This window comes from Rhizobium ecuadorense (assembly GCF_001187535.1).
Taxonomy (GTDB): Bacteria; Pseudomonadota; Alphaproteobacteria; order Rhizobiales; family Rhizobiaceae; genus Rhizobium; species Rhizobium ecuadorense.
Genome location: NZ_LFIO01001811.1, coordinates 1 through 247 on the forward strand (window position 1 = coordinate 1; position 247 = coordinate 247).

Genomic DNA, 247 nt, shown 5'->3' on the forward strand with positions numbered 1-247 from the left:
CAAGCCGCTGTACGTCGGAAGCCTGGTAGAGGCTGCGGCGCGGGTCGGTGGGATCGGGCTTGGCACGGATGCGCCCGCGACTGACATTGGCGTAGAGCGTCTGCGGCTTGGTCTTCAGCGCCCGCAACGCCTCCTCGGCAGTCAGCCACGACATTGGAGCCTCACATTGATCAATTACGTCAAGATTGACGTCAATGAGACTAGGTTGGATCATCCCGATCGTAAAGGAGAAAACAACATGAAAAAT

The 247-nt window shown here is 57.1% G+C and carries 1 pseudogene; it reads right to left on the reverse strand.

The features are described from left to right. Window positions 1-154, reverse strand: a pseudogene (locus tag AF337_RS43065) (citrate synthase); the annotation flags it as partial. Between the last annotated feature and the right edge of the window lie 93 nt (window positions 155-247).